A 19,776-nucleotide genomic window follows, 5' to 3' on the forward strand; every position below is an offset into this window, starting at 1 on the left:
ATATAGATAAAAGATGATTAATACTAATCATTTATATTTTATATTCACGAATCATGTTTATATTCTATGCTTATTTTCTAAAATTAATTCTAACGATGCTACTTAAGTTCTCTTTTAATAGATAGATTCGATGTCATTGCTTTTAGACGCTCTATTTAAAACTACACCTAATACTAATGTTATGATAACTAAAATAATGCCCACTGCACAACTTACATTAAATGTTTGTTTGTAAAATACTTCGTAAATGACAGCACCTAACATACCACCAGCGATTGGTCCAAGTACAGGTACGATAGCATATGACCAATTTGAACCACCTTTACCAGCGATTGGTAAAATCGCATGAGCGATACGAGGTCCTAAGTCACGTGCTGGGTTAATAGCATAACCTGTTGTTCCGCCTAAACTTAAACCAATTGCGACAATTAAAGCCCCAACAATTAATGGGTTTAATCCATCAGCAATTTTATTAACACCAATAAATAATATACCTAAAGTTAATGCAGTTGTACCAATGATTTCACTCATAAAGTTAGCAAAATAGTTTTTGATTGCAGGTGCAGTTGAGAATACACCTAACTTAGTGGCTTGATCTTCTGTTGCTTTCCAATGTGGTAAATACATTAACCAAACTAGTGCACCACCTACAATACCACCAAGCATTTGACAAATGATGTATCCAGGCACTTGCGCCCAACTAAATCCTCCATCCATAGCTAACGCAATTGTAACGGCTGGATTCAAATGTGCTCCTGAGAATTTACCAACTGCGAATGCGCCCATGGCAACGGCTAGTCCCCATCCTGTAGCGATAACAATCCAGTCAGCGTTATTACCTGCACTACGTTTTAAATTAACGTTAGCACAAACGCCACCACCGAAAAGTATGAGGATGGCTGTACCTAAGAACTCTGCTAAATAAGCATTCATATAATTATTCCTCCCAAAATAGATAGGGAGACCCCTACAAAGCGATAAAGCTGTAGAAATCTCCCCTTCTCTGTTCTAATATTAACTTTTAATAACTTGTTTATATATTACAATTACGTTGTAAGCGTTGTCAATGATTTTGTTGAAAATTTGTCAAAAATATCAAACTTATATTCAATAAAATTGACCAAACATTTATAAAAAATAGAGGGATTAATAGATCATTATTTCACCATTAATCCCTCTACTTATTCTTTATAAGTTTTTATTTACCATAATTTTTGATTACTAGTCGTAATATATTTAGCGCCATTTTTAATAGCTTCATCTACTTCAGAAACATCACTAATTAATCCACCAGCAATTACAGCTGTATCGGTTTCTTCTTGAATACATCTTACTGCTTTATGAGCAATACCTGGAAGTACTTCGACAAAATCTGGTTGAACCTTTTGAATTAATTCAATACTTCTACTTAAAGCTTGGCTATCAATAATAAATACTCTAAAGATAGTTAAAGTATTGAGCGATTTCGCTTTTTTAATGACTTTCGTTTTAGTAGATACGATACCTTTAGGCTTATATTGTTGAATAATATATTCACATGAATATTCATCATGACTAAGACCTTTTATTAAATCAATATGGATATAACATTCAATTCCATTATTTTTTAATAAGTCTAAAATGCTTTTTAGATGACCTATATGCATGTCTAACAATACACATGATTTATATTCCGTTTTAATGAGGTTATCTAAATCTTTCATATTTCTAATTGCTGGGAGTATATTTTCTTTCAAATGATTGCTCCTCTCTACATGACACGTTTAAATAATTTTTCTAATTCGTAATTTGAAAAGTTAATAATAATTGGACGTCCATGCGGACAAGTAAATGGATCTTCCATTTCACGCAGTTGATCAATTAAATCTGCCATTTCGTTATTTTTTAAATAATGATTAGCTTTAATTGATTTTTTACATGACATCATAATCGCTGCATCTTCACGCATTTTTTTAACATCTATTTTTTTATTTTCTAAAACTAATTCAATCATATCTTTAATAATTTCTTCCGCTTCTGCTTTTGGAAACCACACTGGATAACTATTAACAATATAATCATGACCTCCAAAATGTTCAAGATGTACACCGACTCTATCTAGTTCTTCTTTATATTGGTCTATAATCAATTGTTCATCCTTAGAAAAATGGAAAGTCATTGGTATCAATAAGTTTTGTACTTCATTTGATACTTCTCCAATTTTATCTCTAAAATATTCGTATTTAATACGCTCTTGTGCAGCATGCTGGTCAATCATAAACATACCATTTTCATTTTGAGCTATGATATATGTTCCATGAACTTGTCCAACAACTTCCATATATGGTACACGACGTCTCGTTGAAGCACTTATAGCACCTTTAATGTCTTGATTATCTTTAACTTCATCATCTAATTCAAATGTATTATCGTTATTATCTAATTCGTTTAAAATTTCTTTTTGATTTTCGAAGTAATTATCATCATTATCACGGTTAATATTATTAGAGGAATTAAATGATTCACTTTCATCATTTTCTTGTACATTGGATGAAAGGCTTTGGCTTGTTTCTTCGTTATACCGTTGTTCATTTGTGGCATGATCTGATTTATTTTCAGAGTCATTCATACCGTTATGATTATTTGCTTCTTCTTTTTGTCTACGTTCAAAGTCTAACTTTTGTTGTTCAAAACTATTTAACACTTTGTTTTTCTTAGAATGTTGGTCTAAATCATTTTTAGGTATTAAAATTTTATCTTTAAATGCTTCTTGAATTTTTTCAACAATTAATTTGTATAATTGCTCTTCCTTAGATAATCTGACTTCAAGTTTAGTAGGATGAACATTAACATCTACTAGTATGGGATCCATTTGGATATTGATGTAGCAAATAGGGTATCGACCAATTGTTAATAATGTATGATAACCTTCAACAATTGCTTTATTTAAAACAAAGTTTTTGATATATCTACCATTGATAAAAATAGAAATATAATGTTTATTACTTCTTGAATGCTCAGGTCTAGCAACATAACCTTCAAGATGATAATCGCTTGTATCACCAGTGATATGTACTAAATCTTTTGCTACTTTCATTCCATATATTTCTGCCATAACTTCATTTGTTTTACCAGAACCATTAGTTTTTAAAAGTGTTTTACCATCAGAAACTAATGAAATTCTTATATCAGGATGACTCATTGCCATTCTATTAACAATATCTGTAATTTTGCCTAGTTCTGTATATAAACTTTTAATATATTTTAACCGAGCTGGCGTATTATAGAATAATGACTCAACAAGTATATCTGTCCCTTTTTTAGCTTTAGCTGGTTTTTGATCTTTAATCACACCATTTTCAGCATATATTTCATGACCACTTTCATTATCTGTACATGTACGTAAAGTCACTTTGGATACTGAAGAAATACTCGCTAATGCTTCTCCACGAAATCCTAATGTTCTAATATGGAATAAATCATCATCTGCATCTAATTTACTAGTAGCATGTCTGTGAAACACCAGACTTAAATCATCTTGTTCAATACCAGTTCCATTATCTACAACACGTATTGAAGCTATACCTGATTGTTCCACTTCTATATTAATTTCGGTTGACTTGGCATCAATAGCATTTTCTAATAATTCTTTTACAACCGAACTGGGTCTTTCGACTACTTCGCCAGCTGCAATTTTGTTAGCTAAGGAGGTTTGTAGTTCTTTAATTTTTCCCATTTACAACACCTCTATTTTAATTGATTTTGTAATTCGCTTAATTTTACTAAAGCTTCTATTGGAGTCATATTTGATAAATTTAAAGATTTGATTTGTGCTTCTACTTCGCTTTGTTGTACTTCTGCATCAAATAAATTAAATGCCGCTTGTTCAAATGAAGACGTATTTTCTTGATTATTAGTATGTTGTACTGCATCTTGTGTCTCACTATTTGAGTTTGAATCTATAGCATCATCTTTTACTTCACTTTGTACAATCATTGGTTCTGGATTATCAGACTTCTGTTCGAATTCATCTAATATAACTTGTGCTCTTTGAATCACTTTATCAGGTAGATCAGCAAGTTTTGCTACTTGAATACCATAACTGTCATCAACAGCACCATCTTTTACTTTGTGTAAGAAGATAAGTTCACCTTTATATTCATTTGCAGCAACATGAACATTTTTCAAACAAGGTAATAACTGATCTAAAGTTGTAAGTTCATGATAGTGTGTAGAGAATAGTGTCTTAGCGTGAGACGTTTGAGCAACGTATTCTATCATGGCTTGTGCGAGTGCTAAACCATCATATGTTGAAGTCCCCCTACCTATTTCATCAAAGATAATTAAACTATCTTCTGTAGCATAAGTTAATGCTTTTTGCGCTTCTAACATTTCTACCATGAACGTACTTTTACCTGATACTAAATCGTCTGCAGCACCAATTCGTGTAAATATTTGATCAAAAATTGGTAGCACTGCTGATTCACAAGGAACATAAGCACCCATTTGAGCCATAATGCTAATAATAGCGATTTGTCTCATATACGTTGATTTCCCTGACATATTAGGACCTGTAATTAAGTAAATGAATGTATCATTATCTAATTCACAATCATTTGGAACATAATCGTTATAATCCATGACACGTTCTACAACTGGATGTCTAGAGTTTTCAAGTTTTAATGTTTTGTTATCGCTAAATTGTGGTCTAACATAATTATATTTTTGAGCAATTTCCGCAAAGCTTTGTAAACAATCTAATTCTGAAATGATTTTTGCCTGCTTTTGAAGTCGTTCTGTATACGACTTAATATGTTCTCTCAATTTTACAAATAATTGATATTCTAATTCTATAGCTTTATCTTCTGCGCCTAGAATAATATCTTCTTTTTCTTTTAATTCATCAGTAATAAAACGTTCAGCATTAGATAAAGTTTGTTTACGATTATATCCAAATTCAGAAGGTTCAAATCCTTGTAAATTGGCGCGAGTAATCTCTATAAAATAACCAAACACTTTGTTAAAACTAATTTTAAGAGATTTAATACCTGTGCGTTCTCTTTCTCTTGCTTGTAATTCAGCAAGCCAAGATTTACCATTACGAGATGCTTCTAAATACTCATCTAATTGTTGATTAAAACCTGTTTTGAACAATCCGCCATCTTTAACTGAGATAGGAGGCTCTTCTACTAAGCTATTTTCAAGCACTTCTAATAAATCATCTAATGGTTCTAACTCATCAAATTGAGTTATCTTGTCGCTTTCAAGCTGACTTAATAATTGTTTGATATTAGGAATCTCACTAATTGAATATTTTAATTGTATTAAATCACGTGCATTAACATTACCGTAACTCACTCGACCTACAAGTCTTTCAATATCGTAGACTTGATTCAAATAATTTCTTAAGGTATCACGTTCAATAAAGTGGTTAATAAACTCATCAACTATATTCAATCTCTCTTCAATTTGCTGTTTATAAATTAATGGTCGGTCTATCCACTGTTTAAGACGTCTAGCTCCCATTGGTGTTTTTGTTTCATCCATTAACCATAACAGTGTTCCTTTTTTGGATTTCAATCTTATACTTTCAGTTAATTCTAAGTTTCTTTTAGCATAGAAATCCATTTTCATGAAATCAATAGCAGCATAATGTTGCACTTCTTCTAAATGTGATAAGTCTCTTTTTTGAGTATGGTGGATGTAATCTAATAATAATTGAGTAGATTGATACATACCTTCATGTTCATTATTGTTTACGGAAAATGATTGGTTAGATATCTCCTCACGAACTGTTATCGTTTCAGTAATCATATTAATTTGTCGTTGCATGTTTTCAGATAAAGTTTCATTTACTACAATTTCATTAGGATTAATCGTTGTAATTTCATTTAGTAAAGTAGCTTCATCTTTAAAATGTGTAGCTTTTAATTCACCTGTTGAAATGTCACAATAACTTAATGCATATTCTTGCCCTTGCTTAATAAAACTTAAAATATAGTTGTTTTGCTTTTCATCAACGCCACCTTGATCCATCACTGTTCCTGGAGTTACTATTCTAACTACTTCTCTTTTAACCATACCTTTTGTCTGTTTAGGGTCTTCCATTTGTTCACAGATAGCTACTTTATAGCCATTATTAATTAATGTTTCAATGTAACTATCAGCGGAATGATAAGGTACACCGCACATCGGTATTGGGTCTTCTTTTTTGGCATCTCTTTTAGTAAGCGTGATTTCTAATACTCTTGACGCTTCTTTAGCATCTTCGAAGAACATTTCATAAAAGTCTCCGAGTCTAAAAAATAATAAACAGTCATCATATTCTGATTTAATTTTTAAATATTGTTGCATCATTGGTGTCACATTCGACATAAAGTTCTTCACAACCCTTATTTTATAGTCTTTTTATTTTTATGAATTGAATCATTTTATGTAATTTTTACGTTCTTTTAACTCATCTATTTTAACATATTGAATATATTCTAGCCTATGAAGTTAATTTGATAATTAAAAAAGTACGTACAAACATTGAACTGAGTCATTTCAGTTTCACTATGTATTGTACGTACTTAATTGCTATTTTTGAAATCTATCTAAAAGACCACGTTTTTTTAATATAATTAATAACACGTAGCTTATTGCGGCACCAATAATACTAGACACGATAAATGCAGTCATTAATGGTTTAACAAAGAAGTTTTGTAAATTAAGTATCCATGCTAATGGAATACATATTAAACTTCCAATGATGCCTGTTCCAAGAACTTCTCCAACTGCTGCCATAAATATATGTTTACGATACATGTAAAAGAGGCTAGCTAAGAATACACCTATCATACTGCCTGGAAATGCAAATACACTTCCAGTACCAAACGTAACACGTAAAATGGAAGAAATTAAAGCTTGTGCAAGTCCATACCATGGTCCTACGAACACTGCGCAAAGTACGTTTACTAGATGTTGCATAGGCGCTGCCTTGATTGGACCAAGAGGGATGACAATGATACTGCTTAAAATGACATTTATTGCTATTAATAGCGCTGTTATTGTAAGTTTTCTAATATTCAATGCATTGTCTCCTTATCCAATTTATTTGTTATGATAACTTTCATTATGTTCATTCAAACGGTTTTCCATTGTTTTAATCATCATTTGTAGAAGATAATTGGCTTCATATTGAGATGTACGAAATTCTTCAACTATTGGTAATTCATTTATTTCGTTTTCCAACTGATGAATTTGGTTCTCTGATTGATTAAATGCTGTTGATTTACCATAGTTTTGTAAGTTTACTGATTGTTTTTGTTGCTTTTTCAATCGGTTCATTTTCTTTTCAATGGTTTTATTATTGTGAATTTGTGTTTCGATTGTTTGATAGTCTTTAATTACTTCAAGATTTTTTATCTTTTGGGCAAGTTGATCAGCATTCGATAGTATGTCCTCTTTATTATACATTATTATTGCATCACCAATTCTTTTTGATGTTCTCCTACGAAAGTACCATTTAATGAATATTGTTTCGCTTCATCTATTTTAACATCAACTAATTTACCAATCATTTCTTTTGGTGCTTTAAAGTTAACAAGTTTATTTTTTTCAGTATAGCCTGCTAAAACTGTATCATCTTTTTTACTTGATCCTTCACATAAAACCGTCACAATTTCGTTCTCATACTGACTCATTGCTTTTTGTGAGTATTCTCCAACTTTTTTGTTTAAACGTTGAAGTCTCTCTTTTTTTACATCAGTTGGTACATTATCTTTCATTTTAGCTGCAGGCGTACCGTCTCTTTGAGAATATAGATATGTATATGCATGTTCGAATCCAACTTCATCATATAAAGTTAATGTTTCTTCAAACTGTTCTTCAGTTTCATTTGGATAACCTACAATGATATCAGTCGTTAATGCGATTTGAGGAATTGCTTCTTTAATACGGTTTACTAAGTCTAAATAACTTTCTCTCGTATATTTTCTTCCCATAATTTTTAGCACAGCATTGTTTCCTGATTGTACTGGTAAATGAATATGAGGTACAATGTTTCCTCCATTAGCAATCACTTCAATCATGCGATCTGTAAAGTCCCAAGGATGACTAGTTGTGAATCTTACTCGAGGAATATCAATTTTTGAGATATCCTCTAATAAATCATCTAATCCATAGTCAAGTCCCTCGATATCTTTTCCGTAAGAATTAACATTTTGTCCTAACAATGTAATTTCTTGATAGCCTTCTCTAGCTAATTCTCTTACTTCATCAATAATATCTTCTGGTCTACGGCTACGTTCTTTACCTCTTGTAAAAGGTACTATGCAATATGTACAGAATTTATCGCAACCATACATAATATTCACCCATGCTTTAATATGACCGTCACGAACTTTAGGAAGATTTTCAATGACATCTCCTTCTTTAGACCATACATCAACAACCATTGCTTTAGATAGATAAGCTTCTTCTAATATTTCTGGTAGTTTATGAATATTATGAGTTCCAAAAATCATATCTACATTTTGGTATGATTTTAAAATTTTATTAACAACAGATTCTTCTTGTGACATACAGCCACATACACCTATTAAACAATCTGGTCGTTCTTTCTTAAGATGTTTTAAATTACCAATTTCGCTAAATACTTTATTTTCAGCATTTTCACGAATCGCACATGTATTAATTAATATAATATCTGCTGTGTTAATATCTGATGTTGCACTATATCCTAAAGCTTCTAATATCCCCGCCATTACTTCAGTATCATGTGCATTCATTTGACAGCCATACGTTTTAATTAAAAATGAACGTCCTTTACCCATGTCTCGATATTTTTCATCAATTTGAAAGTCTCGATTATATTTTATCTCTTGTTTACCACGTTTTTTAGCTTCTTTTAAACTAGGTGGTTGATACACTTGTTCAAAATATTTACTATAATCCTTTTCTTCTTTACGATCACGTTCTGCTAAAATATTTATCGAACCAGCTTTTCTTTGCTCTTCATTCACTATTAAAAATCCTTTCTATATGCCCATATATCATTTCTACATTATATTAAATTTAACCACAAAGTGCAAAAAGCGTCTTATCAATATTTACTTCACAATGAATAAGGCTAAGACAACATTGATGCCTTAGCCTCTACTTTAGTCTATCTAATTCTAAAAGTAAGATTATTATCACAGTGATTATAAAATTGTCATAAATCTATGCTTCGTCATACTTTCCTGTTAATGTTTCAATTTCAATACCTTCTGGTACATGATAAAACTTAACTTGACTAATTATACTAGGACATTCTAATTCTACCATACGTTGGTTTAAATTTTGGATTAATATTAGACATTCATTCATATCTCCTTGTACGGATGTTTCAAGTGGTCCGACACGATAGTGCATTCCCGATTCATCTATAATCTTAATTGCTTCATCTACATAAGGAATGACGTCTTCATTATTTGGTGTTTTAGGTATAATTTGAATACTCATTAATGTATCAACCATTTAATTTATCTCCAATCTTATCTTTAGTTATAATACTAGTTTAACATTTTTATTAAGTTAATCATGTAATTCTTCAACTGCCTTTACCAAAGCATTTGCAAATGTATATAAAAATTCATCCCAATTACCTTGATCTTCTCTGCTTTTACGAGTTAATTTTCCATCTTTAAAAAACTGTTTCCTTAATGCATGTGTTATTTCCAGTTGTACGCCTGCTTGTATTTGAGTTTGATTAACTATGTTTTCCTTTTGTTTACCGGACATCGTATGCGGGGCATGTTGAACGTCTACTTCAATATCTTTTAATTCAGAAGTTATTAACTTAATTAACTGTTTATCTTTACCGCCTATGTAAACGATTGATTCTTGGCCTGTACAACCATGTAATGAGATTGCGCGTTGACTTTTTTGAGTTAAGTCTTGTGCTATTTCGTTATCATAGTGAATTGATGTGACATGTAACTCATTATTACCATGTCGTCTATCTCCCTTAAAGGTAAAATAGTTATATTCGTTGGTTTGTGCAGTCACAAAGGCAAGCTCACTAGTTGCAGGTTCGATACCTCCGCCGTGTATAGCTAATATTGTAATGTCACTATTATTATCTTCAGTTTCAATATGCCAATCTTTATCTTCTATTGTATTATCTTGTAATTCTTTCATAGAAATAAATTTGTCCATATACCTTCTCCTTATATGACCTTTATTATCTATTCCACAATGTACAGTATTTTAATGTATATTTACAGAAAATTTATAATTTAATTCTATAGATTAATATGTTGTTTGCTTATAAGCTAATAATAAAATAGCTGCCAAATACCATTCTATTAATGGAATTGACAGCTATCCTCTCTATACAAATTGTTTAGTTAATTCATTAAACTTGTCTTCTGATATATGAATATCTTTCTTAGCTAATGGCGTTCCTTCCATTTCTTCAATCTGTGATTCATATGAAGGTGTTTCTGTATCTTGATAAACAATACCTTTTAACATAGATTCATGTTCTAAAACTGTTTGTATAGCTAATTGTTTATCCGTCGTATCATAATTTTCAATGTCATCAATACTTGTCAGATTTTCTTTGAACCAATCATAAGTATTAATTTTGTTATAAGTAACACATGGTGAGAATACATTTACGAATGAAAATCCATCGTGATTAATAGCATCTTCGATAAGTTTTGTTAATCCTTTAATATCACTTGAAAAACCTTGTGCTACAAAAGTCGCTCCTGAAGATAATGCTAATTCTAAAGGTGCTACATTTTTTTCAATGTTACCTTTAGGTGTAGATTTAGTCACAAATCCAACCGCTGAAGACGGTGAAGTTTGTCCTTTAGTTAAACCATATATTTGGTTATCCATAACGATATAAGTCATGTTCATATTTCTACGTAAGGCGTGAATAGTATGACCCATACCAATCGCATAACCGTCACCGTCACCGCCAGAAGCAATAACTGTAAGATCTCTGTTAGCCATTTTAACGCCTTGTGCTAACGGTAAAGCACGACCATGTATGGCATGTACACCATAGGCATTTATATAGCCTGATAATCTACCTGAACAACCAATGCCTGTAATAAGTGCAACTTCTTCTGGTTCTAACCCTACATTTGCGGCTGCTTTTTGTATAGCAGCTTGAACAGAGAAATCACCACAACCTGGGCACCAGTTTGGCTTAACATTATTTCTAAAATCTTTAAATGTAGCCAATTAGACCAACTCCTTTATTTCTTTTGCAACTTCGATACCTTTATCAACTATTTCATGTGGTAAGAATGGTGTACCATCATATTTAGTTTGATTTACTAATTTATTTTGAATATTCACGTTCATTTTAATAATATTTGCTAATTGTCCTTGATAGTTATGTTCTGCAATAACAACTTTTTGTGCTTTATCAATCGCACTTTGAATCGTTTCAGTTGGGAATGGATGTAATTGTCTGATTTGTAGTGTATTCACTGCGATATTTTTATTATTTAATCGTTGTGCACCTTCTTCGATAGCACCTTTACTTGAAATGAAACCAATATATAGAATATCAGCTTGTTCGTGATTTTCAGTATAGTCTACTGGTTTTTCTATAAGAAGATTTTTAGTTTTGCGCATACGTTTGTCCATTTGTTGTTGACGATTTTGTGCAGCTTCGCTTGTTTTACCTTCTTCGTTATGTTCAACACCAGTAACATGGTGAATACCACCTTTATTACCAGGTATTGGTCTAGGTGAAATGCCACTTCCTGTTAATGCATATCTTCTGAAATATGATTTGTCATCTTCTTCACGTTCGATATCAGATTGAATTAATTCTCCACGTTTAATTTTGATTTTATCATAGTCTAATTCTTTAACTGTTTGTTTACCTAATGATAATTGTAAATCACTTAAAATAATTACTGGACATTGATATTCCTCAGCTAAATTAAATGCTTCCATTGTTAAATAAAATGCATCTTCCGCATCTGTAGGGGCTACTACAATTTTTGGAATATCACCATGAGTACCATAAATCATTTGCATTAAGTCAGATTGTTCTTGTTTAGTTGGTAAACCTGTAGAAGGACCTCCACGTTGTGTATTTATGACAACAAACGGTGTTTCAGTCATACCAGATAAGCCAATTGATTCCATCATTAGAGATAATCCTGGTCCTGCGCTTGCAGTGAATCCACGAACACCTGCATAATTAGCACCGATAGACATTGTCGCAGCAGCAATTTCATCTTCAGTTTGAACAACTGTTCCGCCAACTTTTGGTAAATTAGCAATCATGTATTCCATAATTTCAGAAGCTGGCGTAATTGGATAAGCTGACATAAATCTTGATCCAGCAGAAATTGCACCTAATCCAATTGCGTCATTACCAATCATATAAAGATGAGGATTTTCATTACTTTCTTGAAGTTCGAAATCGCCTTGAATATCTTCTAAATATTCTTTCATTAATTGATAACCTTGATTTAAAGCTTGTATATTCATTTCAACAACTTTGTCACCTTTTTTAGTGAACATGTTTGTAATTAATTCTTCAAATGTAGATGTATCTAGGTTCATTAATGCAGATGTAGCACCAATCGCTACCATGTTCTTCATTAATGCAGTTCCTAATTCTTTTGCAGTACTAGTAAACGGTAAATCTATAAGTTGTGCCTGACAATCATCAGGTTTTACTGGTTTTGCTTTTGAATCAGCAATAATGATACTATCTTCGCGCATTTCATGATGATTAACTTCTATTGTTTCTTGGTCAAATGCGATAAGTATATCTAAATCATCACTAATAGCATGTACTGGAGAAGTAGAAACTCTAATTTTATTATTAGTATGTCCACCTTTTATACGACTAGAAAAGTGTCTATAACCATATAAGAAATAGCCTTTTCTATTCATTGCAGTAGCAAATATTTCTCCAGTTGATTCAATTCCTTCACCTTGTTGTCCGCCCACTTTCCATGATATTTGTGATTTCATATCATAAGCCTCCTGTGGTTTTTAATTCATATTAAATGATAACAAAAATAACCACCGTATTACTATGTAAACAGTGGCATGTTTATAATTTCATACTAATGGACGATAGTCTTTTGTAACTATAATGTCACAAACATTTACTTTATAATTTCATAGGATTATCGTCATTAATTAATATTCTTTCAATATTTGTTGTTTTACCATTTTTATCTAAATCAATGATAACACCAGAAAGAACACTGCGTCCATTATCTGGTACAACATGACGTTGTGGTAAACTCGTAATAAAACGCTCTATCACTTCATCTCTATTGATGCCTAATATACCATCATAAAAACCTGTCATGCCTACATCAGTAATATAGCCTGTTCCACTTGGTAAAATACGATTATCAGATGTTTGAATATGAGTATGTGTACCCACTACTGCACTTACTCTACCATCTAAAAACCATCCCATTGCATTTTTTTCTGATGTTGTTTCAGCATGAAAATCAACGAATATATATGGCGTTACTTTTTGAGCTTCTTCAATGAGTGCGTCAGCTTTTTTAAAAGGGTCATCTATATCCTGCATGAACGCTCTTCCTTGCAAATTAATTATAGCTAATTTTATTTCATTAATTTGAATAAAGCGCATCCCTACTCCAGGTGCTTCATCAGGAAAGTTGGCCGGTCTAACCATTCTTTTAGCATCATCAATAAATTCGTATATTTCACGTTGACCATAAGTATGGTTACCCATAGTCATAAAATCGACACCCTCACGAAGCAATTGCTTATATATCTTTTCAGTTAGTCCTTTACCATGTGCTGCATTTTCAGCATTTACAATGGATACAGTAGGACGATATTCTTGTTTTAATTTAGGTAAATATGTAGTTATTGCGTTTCTGCCAATCTTACCTACAATATCCCCAATAAATAATATTCTCATGCCTTGTTCATCCTCTCATATCATTAAGTTTAATAGATAGAACACTTTATTTAAAGTACTCTTTGTAAAATTATTTATCTGAATATTAACTGTCTTTGCTTTTTTATAAACATATATTATGTTAGTATATGTTTATAAAATATTTAGGAGTTGTAAATAATAAATGTCTATTAATATCGATCCTGAAAAGTTTGCAGAATTAGTAGTAAGTTCTAACCCATCTAAATCAGAAGATGCAGAAGATATTGCTAAAGAAAGTTTAAAATTATATATCAATGCATACCGTTTAGCAGAAAGATACGCTAATATCGCTACTAATTGCTATGACACAGCTGAAATTATTCAAGAATTGAAGAAAACAGATTTACAATTGAAGTAAAATTTTTAATACAACATTATGATTATACAAATATCTGACGATTGATTTATTTAACATCAATCGTCAGTTTTTTTATATAATCACAAATTTTGATAATAATTAAACCCCTAACTACACAATGAGTAATTAGGGGTTTAACTTATTTAGCATATTCTACTGCTCTAGTCTCTCGAACAACTGTCACTTTGATATGACCTGGATATTGTAATTCGTCCTCAATTTGAGTTTTAATATCTCTAGCCAATCGGTATGATTTTAAATCATCTATTTCTTCAGGTGAAACTACTACACGAATTTCTCTACCTGCTTGAATTGCGAATGCTTTTTCAACACCATCATAACTTTCTGAAAGTGTTTCTAAACGCTCTAATCGACGAATGTAATTTTCTAATGTCTCTTTTCGAGCGCCAGGACGAGCGGCTGATAATGCGTCAGCTGCTGCAACTAAAATCGAGATAATTGATGTTGGTTCAACATCACCATGATGGGAATGAATAGCATTAATAATTGTTTCATTTTCACCATATTTTTTAGCTAATTCAACACCTATTTCAACGTGACTACCTTCAACTTCGTGATCGATGGCTTTACCAACATCATGAAGTAATCCAGCACGTTTCGCTAACGTAACATCTTCACCTAGTTCTGCTGCTAACATTCCTGATAAATGTGCTACTTCGATAGAATGTTTAAGCACATTTTGTCCATAACTTGTACGATAATTTAAACTTCCAAGTATTTTAACTAAGTCAGGATGCATGTTATGAACATTGATTTCGAATGTAGCTTGTTCACCGGCTTCTCTAATAATATCGTCTACTTCTTTTCTAGCTTTTTCGACCATATCTTCAATACGACCAGGATGAATTCTTCCATCAGAAACTAAGTTAACTAATGCTGTTCTAGCGATTTCTCGTCTAATAGGGTCAAAACCAGATAAAATGACAGCTTCTGGAGTGTCATCGATAATTAAATCGATGCCCGTAAGTGTTTCAAGTGTACGAATATTTCGTCCTTCACGTCCGATTATTCGACCTTTCATTTCATCATTTGGCAAGTTTACAACTGATACAGTTGATTCAGTTGTATGATCTGCTGCTAACCTTTGTACTGTAGTAGCTAGCAATTCTTTTGCTGTTTTATCAACTTTTTCTTTAGCTTCTCTTTCTTTTTCCTTAACAAGTATAGCAATATCTTGTGACAGTTCTTCTTCTACTCGTTGAAGTTGCTCATTTACAGCTTCTTCTTGAGTGAGACCGGAGATGCGTTCTAATTCTTGTTCATGCTTCATTATTAATGTTTGAACACTACTCTCTTTTGCGTCTACTTGTTGTTGTCTTTCTTCAATTTTTGATTCTTTTTGCTCTAAAATCTCATCTTTTTTATCTAATAAATCAGATTTACGCTCTAAGTTCTCTTCTTTTTGAAGAAGTCGGGTTTCTTGTCTTTGTAATTCACCACGTCTTTCACGTAGTTCATTTTCAGTTTGTTCTCGTAAAATTTGATTTTCTTCTTTTGCCTCAAGCAATTTTTCTTTCTTAGTGTTGTCGGCTTCTTTGTGCGCTTGATTGACAATATCATCGGCTGTCTGTCTAGCCTGAACCTGCTTTTGATGCAATAAATTTCGGGCAACAACATACCCTACAACAACGCCTAGAATTATACCCAGCAAAATGAGTAGGAGGCCTAATAAATTCACATAAACACCTCCTTTATCTAGGGTTTGCTCTGTATATCAAAATCAATATGATTATATGAAATTATATAAGAATCATACATACTAATTGTACGGTTTTACACTCAGAAGTGTCAAGATATCAATGCTAACTTATAAGTATTATAAAGAAATTGAGTTGTTATTTTACAAAATGTTATTTTGATTTATTTCAGTTAATGATAAATAAAAAGCAGTTTCTATATAATATCTATAGAAACTGCTTTTGAAAAATCCAATTTATTTTATTCTTCATCAAATAAAGACTTTGGCGCCTCTTCTTCTTTTTCTTCTACGTCACCATCAAAAATTCCAAGTTTTTGACGTAATTTTTGGTCAATTTCTTCTTTAATTTGTGGGTTTTCTTTAAGGTAGGATTTAACATTTTCTTTACCTTGTCCCATTCTATCTCCATTGTATGAATACCATGCACCTGATTTATCTACAATTTCATTTTCAACACCAAGATCAATAAGTTCTCCTTCTTTAGAGATACCTTGACCATACATGATATCAACTTCTGCAACTCTAAATGGTGGCGCAACTTTATTTTTAACTACTTTAATCTTAGTTCTATTACCAACAATTTCTTGTCCTTGTTTTAATTGTTCAGCACGACGAACTTCTAATCGAACAGAGCTATAGAATTTTAACGCTCTACCACCAGGAGTTGTTTCTGGGTTACCAAACATAACACCAACTTTTTCACGAATTTGGTTAATGAAAATAGCTGTAGTGTTAGATTTAGAAATAGCACCAGATAATTTACGTAACGCTTGTGACATCAATCTAGCTTGTAAACCAACGTGTGTGTCTCCCATTTCACCTTCAATTTCAGCTTTAGGTGTTAATGCAGCTACTGAATCGACTACAACGATATCTACTGCACCACTACGAACAAAAGCTTCTGCAATTTCAAGGCCTTGTTCCCCGTGGTCAGGTTGTGAAAGATATAAATTATCAATATCCACACCTAATGCTTGTGCGTATACAGGATCTAAAGCATGTTCGGCATCAATAAATGCTGCAACGCCGCCATTTTTTTGTGTTTCAGCAATAGCATGTAATGCTACTGTTGTTTTACCAGAACTTTCTGGACCATATATCTCAATAATTCTTCCTTTAGGATAGCCACCTACTCCTAATGCGTTATCTAACGTAACTGAACCACTTGATGTACTTGAAACTCTACGGCCTTTATTATCGCCTAATTTCATTACTGCACCTTTACCAAATGATTTTTCCATATTTTTTATTACTGTATCTAGAGCTTTTTGACGTTCGTTATCCAAAGCGAGACCTCCTAAATTGGGAATGTTTTCTGTTTAATATCTTAATTCATACTATACAAGCTTTTAAATAAAATTACAAGCGATTTGCGAATATTTGTTCGTGTTATTTTATAAAACACACAAACAAAAACGAACAAACGTACTATAAAATAGTACAGAAACTAATATAATTTTATTGTTCTAGCCATTTTAATAATTTTATTAATGCATAATTTTGACTTCTGCTTCGTAATAAATTTCTATTTTGAGACATTTTAAATGATTCAATATCTAATTTATCATCATTGAGGATACCCAAATAAACATCTTTTTCATTATGCAATAAAGTAATACCCTTCTCTGTTTTAAATAAATCTTTTACATATTTAGCAGTCATATATAATTGTTCATTTATATCTAGTTCATGATCAACAAATTGTGGTGAATCTGGTAATGCGCCTTTTAATTGATCTTCTGTATCTTCATTTTTTAGACGTGTATATAATGCTCCATTGGTAACACCATCATAAATTGAAAATGTACTATTCATGTGATTCATTACAGCCGCTTCTAATGTTGTATCGTCTGAACCATAATAATATTCGCCAATGCGATTTAATACTTCTTCTTTTATTGGTTGAATTAAATCTCGACATTGCTGTTGGGTTTCAGCATTTGCTGTTAATCTGATATATACTTCATGAGAACCAGCTAGTGGCGCAATAGTAGGATTTGTTTGCTTATCAATTAAATCCATTAAGATTGTTTCTACTTTAGATTCGCCAATGCCAGCAAATTTAAGTTGTTCTGAAAAAATAACTTTATCATCATCAAGAATATATGGTAGTAATTCATTTTTAGCCATAGGTTTCATTTCTTTTGGCGGTCCGGGTAATAATACTACCTTTTTACCTTCATTTTCAACTAACATACCTGGTGCCATTCCATTTCTATTAGGAAGAACAATTGAATCTTCTATTACTAATGCTTGCTGTTTATTATTAGGTGTCATTTCTTGACCTTGGTCTTCAAAATAACTTTTAATATAATCTAATGAGGCTTCATCAGTAACTAAATCTTTGTTTAAAACTTTTGCGACTGTATGTTTCGTTAAGTCATCTTTTGTAGGTCCTAAGCCGCCTGTCAGAACAAGCATGTCAAAACGTTCTAAACCTTGACGAATAATATATTCTAAACGCTCTGGGTTGTCACCAATAACTGTATGTTCTACAACATTTTTTCCAACACCATTAAATAATTTAGACAAATATTGTCCATTAGTATTTGCAATTTGTCCTAACAGTAGTTCTGATCCAACAGCTATAATCGAAATATTCATAACACATTACTCCCCTTTAATTCTCGAATGTATTCAATATCACTATTATAAACGTTTATAATAGTAAAATCTAAGAATGAGGATTCCACATCAAACAAGATACTGAATCTGTTGTAAAATATAAAAAAACGAGTTGAAACGATACCATTTCAACTCGTTAATTATTTAATGTTTAAATACATCTCTGCCTTTGTAGAAGTATTCAATACCAGAAAGAATTGTAAAGAATACACCGATATATAATAAAACTTGTCCAATTGGGAAACCAATCCAAGTTGCTAATGGATCACCTAATAAAATCCAAATAATAGCAACCATTGTTACTGCAGTTTTAATTTTACCTAGTTGCCCTGCAGCACTTACAAAGCCTTGTTCAATTTGTAGTAATCTAAGACCTGTAACTGCAAATTCTCGTGCAATTATTATAATTGCTACAACAGAGTTAGTTAAATCTAATTGAACTAATACAATCAATGCACTAGCAACTAATAATTTATCAGCTAAAGGATCTAAAAATTTACCCATATTAGTTACTAACTGCCATTTACGTGCTAAATATCCATCGGCAAAATCACTTAATGATGCAATAAGGAAAATAATTGCTCCGATAAATAGTTCTATTTTTATATCATATCCGCCTAAAAATGACATTTTCCCAAAACCAAAATTAACTAAAGCAAATAAGATAAACACTGGTATAAGTATAACTCTGAATACCGTAATCTGATTCGGTATATTCATTTTTCAACCTCATTTCTTAATACATTTTTCTTTAAAATAATAATACTGCTAAAATCCATAAAGCTAATGTTACTAATGTAACTAAAACAATAATAGCTGCAACTTGCAATGGTTCCATAGATTTACTTCGATAAGGAGGCGCTTCTTTATTAGCGAACGAAGTTATCATGTCGTCTAATTGAATATGATGTTGGGGTATTTCATCTTGATGTGCTTGGATTAGTTGGTTGGGTTCAATATTAACAACATTGGCATACTTTCGAATGAAACCTTCAGCATAATTACTATTAGGTAATTGATTAAATTCATTGTTTTCTATTTGTTCTAGTGTATGACGTTTAAGTTGCGTTCGTTGCTCCAATTCATTAAGAGTCATTCCTAATCTTTCACGTCTACCTTTTAATACTTCGCCTATCGTTTTCAAAAATATGC

Annotated in this window: 18 protein-coding genes; 1 reads left to right on the forward strand and 17 read right to left on the reverse strand. The window is 31.7% G+C overall.

Translation table 11 applies throughout. The features are described from left to right. Positions 1-114: 114 nt before the first annotated feature. From HMPREF3125_RS00695 to HMPREF3125_RS00750, 12 genes are all read right to left on the reverse strand, one after another. A complete protein-coding gene (locus HMPREF3125_RS00695; protein WP_017638336.1) occupies positions 115-933 on the reverse strand; it encodes an MIP/aquaporin family protein in 819 nt (272 codons plus the stop codon). A 269-nt stretch (positions 934-1,202) separates the two neighbouring features. Further along, positions 1,203-1,736 carry a glycerol-3-phosphate responsive antiterminator gene (locus HMPREF3125_RS00700; protein ID WP_029055427.1) on the reverse strand — a complete coding sequence of 178 codons (534 nt, stop codon included), beginning with the start codon at positions 1,734-1,736 and terminating at the stop codon, positions 1,203-1,205. Between the two features lie 14 nt (positions 1,737-1,750). Continuing rightward, positions 1,751-3,715: a DNA mismatch repair endonuclease MutL gene (gene mutL / locus HMPREF3125_RS00705; protein WP_017638338.1), complete on the reverse strand. Its 1,965-nt coding sequence runs from the start codon at positions 3,713-3,715 to the stop codon at positions 1,751-1,753. 11 nt (positions 3,716-3,726) lie between these two features. Then, positions 3,727-6,354 (reverse strand): DNA mismatch repair protein MutS, encoded by a 2,628-nt coding sequence (gene mutS, locus HMPREF3125_RS00710; RefSeq protein ID WP_070451309.1) that lies wholly within the window; start codon positions 6,352-6,354, stop codon positions 3,727-3,729. A gap of 204 nt (positions 6,355-6,558) precedes the next feature. Further along, positions 6,559-7,050 carry an energy coupling factor transporter S component ThiW gene (thiW, locus tag HMPREF3125_RS00715; protein ID WP_017638340.1) on the reverse strand — a complete coding sequence of 164 codons (492 nt, stop codon included), beginning with the start codon at positions 7,048-7,050 and terminating at the stop codon, positions 6,559-6,561. A gap of 21 nt (positions 7,051-7,071) precedes the next feature. Next, positions 7,072-7,437 carry a YlbF/YmcA family competence regulator gene (locus HMPREF3125_RS00720; protein WP_017638341.1) on the reverse strand — a complete coding sequence of 122 codons (366 nt, stop codon included), beginning with the start codon at positions 7,435-7,437 and terminating at the stop codon, positions 7,072-7,074. A 2-nt stretch (positions 7,438-7,439) separates the two neighbouring features. Then, entirely contained in the window at positions 7,440-8,984 is a 1,545-nt protein-coding gene (miaB, locus tag HMPREF3125_RS00725; RefSeq protein ID WP_070451312.1) for a tRNA (N6-isopentenyl adenosine(37)-C2)-methylthiotransferase MiaB, read from the reverse strand. Positions 8,985-9,183: 199 nt separating this feature from the next. After that, positions 9,184-9,480: a thiamine-binding protein gene (locus HMPREF3125_RS00730; protein ID WP_070451314.1), complete on the reverse strand. Its 297-nt coding sequence runs from the start codon at positions 9,478-9,480 to the stop codon at positions 9,184-9,186. A 57-nt stretch (positions 9,481-9,537) separates the two neighbouring features. Next, on the reverse strand, positions 9,538-10,161 hold the full coding sequence (locus HMPREF3125_RS00735) for a poly-gamma-glutamate hydrolase family protein (RefSeq protein WP_070451316.1): 624 nt from the start codon (positions 10,159-10,161) through the stop codon (positions 9,538-9,540). A gap of 174 nt (positions 10,162-10,335) precedes the next feature. Next, on the reverse strand, positions 10,336-11,202 hold the full coding sequence (locus HMPREF3125_RS00740; protein WP_017638345.1) for a 2-oxoacid:ferredoxin oxidoreductase subunit beta: 867 nt from the start codon (positions 11,200-11,202) through the stop codon (positions 10,336-10,338). Next, positions 11,203-12,963 (reverse strand): 2-oxoacid:acceptor oxidoreductase subunit alpha, encoded by a 1,761-nt coding sequence (locus tag HMPREF3125_RS00745; RefSeq protein WP_070451319.1) that lies wholly within the window; start codon positions 12,961-12,963, stop codon positions 11,203-11,205. A gap of 142 nt (positions 12,964-13,105) precedes the next feature. After that, positions 13,106-13,900, reverse strand: a complete 795-nt coding sequence (locus tag HMPREF3125_RS00750; RefSeq protein ID WP_070451321.1) for a TIGR00282 family metallophosphoesterase — start codon at positions 13,898-13,900, stop codon at positions 13,106-13,108. Between the two features lie 163 nt (positions 13,901-14,063). On the opposite strand from HMPREF3125_RS00750, the gene HMPREF3125_RS00755 reads away from it, so the two are divergent. Continuing rightward, positions 14,064-14,279: a hypothetical protein gene (locus HMPREF3125_RS00755; protein ID WP_017638348.1), complete on the forward strand. Its 216-nt coding sequence runs from the start codon at positions 14,064-14,066 to the stop codon at positions 14,277-14,279. 139 nt (positions 14,280-14,418) lie between these two features. Here the strand turns inward: HMPREF3125_RS00755 and rny are convergent, their stop codons facing one another. The 5 genes from rny to HMPREF3125_RS00780 all read right to left on the reverse strand — a co-directional run bounded on the left by rny (position 14,419) and on the right by HMPREF3125_RS00780 (position 19,768). Then, positions 14,419-15,978 (reverse strand): ribonuclease Y, encoded by a 1,560-nt coding sequence (gene rny / locus HMPREF3125_RS00760; protein ID WP_070451323.1) that lies wholly within the window; start codon positions 15,976-15,978, stop codon positions 14,419-14,421. A 260-nt stretch (positions 15,979-16,238) separates the two neighbouring features. After that, positions 16,239-17,285, reverse strand: a complete 1,047-nt coding sequence (gene recA, locus HMPREF3125_RS00765; protein ID WP_017638350.1) for a recombinase RecA — start codon at positions 17,283-17,285, stop codon at positions 16,239-16,241. A gap of 172 nt (positions 17,286-17,457) precedes the next feature. After that, entirely contained in the window at positions 17,458-18,603 is a 1,146-nt protein-coding gene (locus HMPREF3125_RS00770; RefSeq protein ID WP_070451326.1) for a CinA family nicotinamide mononucleotide deamidase-related protein, read from the reverse strand. Between the two features lie 165 nt (positions 18,604-18,768). Continuing rightward, entirely contained in the window at positions 18,769-19,344 is a 576-nt protein-coding gene (pgsA, locus tag HMPREF3125_RS00775; protein ID WP_070451327.1) for a CDP-diacylglycerol--glycerol-3-phosphate 3-phosphatidyltransferase, read from the reverse strand. 31 nt (positions 19,345-19,375) lie between these two features. Further along, positions 19,376-19,768 carry a helix-turn-helix domain-containing protein gene (locus HMPREF3125_RS00780; RefSeq protein ID WP_017638353.1) on the reverse strand — a complete coding sequence of 131 codons (393 nt, stop codon included), beginning with the start codon at positions 19,766-19,768 and terminating at the stop codon, positions 19,376-19,378. Positions 19,769-19,776 lie beyond the last annotated feature (8 nt).

The organism is Staphylococcus sp. HMSC13A10 (genome assembly GCF_001808005.1).
In the GTDB taxonomy this organism is placed as follows: Bacteria; Bacillota; Bacilli; order Staphylococcales; family Staphylococcaceae; genus Staphylococcus; species Staphylococcus pasteuri.

Excerpts from the sequence above, each read along its gene's own strand:
- pgsA (WP_070451327.1), bottom strand. The coding sequence starts at position 19,344 with ATGAATATACCGAATCAGATTACGGTATTCAGAGTTATACTTATACCA.
- HMPREF3125_RS00755 (WP_017638348.1), top strand. The coding sequence starts at position 14,064 with ATGTCTATTAATATCGATCCTGAAAAGTTTGCAGAATTAGTAGTAAGT.
- HMPREF3125_RS00695 (WP_017638336.1), bottom strand. The coding sequence starts at position 933 with ATGAATGCTTATTTAGCAGAGTTCTTAGGTACAGCCATCCTCATACTT.
- mutL (WP_017638338.1), bottom strand. The coding sequence starts at position 3,715 with ATGGGAAAAATTAAAGAACTACAAACCTCCTTAGCTAACAAAATTGCA.
- HMPREF3125_RS00770 (WP_070451326.1), bottom strand. The coding sequence starts at position 18,603 with ATGAATATTTCGATTATAGCTGTTGGATCAGAACTACTGTTAGGACAA.
- mutS (WP_070451309.1), bottom strand. The coding sequence starts at position 6,354 with ATGTCGAATGTGACACCAATGATGCAACAATATTTAAAAATTAAATCA.
- HMPREF3125_RS00730 (WP_070451314.1), bottom strand. The coding sequence starts at position 9,480 with ATGGTTGATACATTAATGAGTATTCAAATTATACCTAAAACACCAAAT.
- HMPREF3125_RS00745 (WP_070451319.1), bottom strand. The coding sequence starts at position 12,963 with ATGAAATCACAAATATCATGGAAAGTGGGCGGACAACAAGGTGAAGGA.
- HMPREF3125_RS00720 (WP_017638341.1), bottom strand. The coding sequence starts at position 7,437 with ATGTATAATAAAGAGGACATACTATCGAATGCTGATCAACTTGCCCAA.
- HMPREF3125_RS00735 (WP_070451316.1), bottom strand. The coding sequence starts at position 10,161 with ATGGACAAATTTATTTCTATGAAAGAATTACAAGATAATACAATAGAA.
- HMPREF3125_RS00750 (WP_070451321.1), bottom strand. The coding sequence starts at position 13,900 with ATGAGAATATTATTTATTGGGGATATTGTAGGTAAGATTGGCAGAAAC.